This window comes from Herbiconiux daphne, assembly GCF_024979295.1.
In the GTDB taxonomy this organism is placed as follows: Bacteria; Actinomycetota; Actinomycetes; order Actinomycetales; family Microbacteriaceae; genus Herbiconiux; species Herbiconiux daphnes.
Genome location: NZ_JANLCJ010000543.1, coordinates 1 through 609, shown reverse-complemented (window position 1 = coordinate 609; position 609 = coordinate 1). Strand labels below are relative to the sequence as shown.

The 609-nt window shown below is 36.1% G+C and carries 1 protein-coding gene; it reads left to right on the top strand.

The genetic code is table 11. The annotated features are described in order from the left end of the window. The first annotated feature begins 317 nt into the window (after positions 1–317). The gene (locus tag N1032_RS26350) at positions 318–524 is read left to right on the top strand and encodes a hypothetical protein (protein ID WP_259543605.1); all 207 of its coding nucleotides are present in this window, start codon (positions 318–320) and stop codon (positions 522–524) included. Positions 525–609: the final 85 nt, after the last annotated feature.

The window sequence follows — 609 nt, the reverse complement described above, 5'->3', positions numbered from 1 at the left end:
CTCAAGGTAAGATCATATGACGTGTTGAAAACCTTGATGAGAAAACCGCAAAAGCACTTAGAAAGGCAAGACTGGAACAACTTGGCGAAATAGCCGAAAGACATTTATCTCTGAACGGGGATCTATTCGTCGCTTGTCTTAAAAATGAAAAAGGCGAAATATTCTTTTCACTTGAATATGGTAGCGGTAAACTTGATAGATTCGGAAACGTTATTGAAGCCGATACAACCGAGTTCTCCACATTTGCCTCAGTAAGAGGAAACGACGTTTATCTAAGTAAGAAATACGAAATTGGAAAAGAAATTGTTTTCTCATTTGTGGATAAGGACGGAAAAGAAATTACACTTGATGAGGACGAAACTAAATTCCTTAAAGAAAGAATTAAAATTAAGAACGAAGTTTTCACAGATTACTTGCCAGTCGCTTATTTCACAAACTTTGCCGACGCAACAACAGACTTGCAATATTCAACTGAAATGGTATTGACACTTGGGGAACTTATCTCTGATATTCCAGAGGAGTGAAAAGTATCACGTCTTAAATACATTTTTAACACACTTATCAATCCAGATCAACAAAACGACTTGCAAAAGGGAATTAAAGATAAAC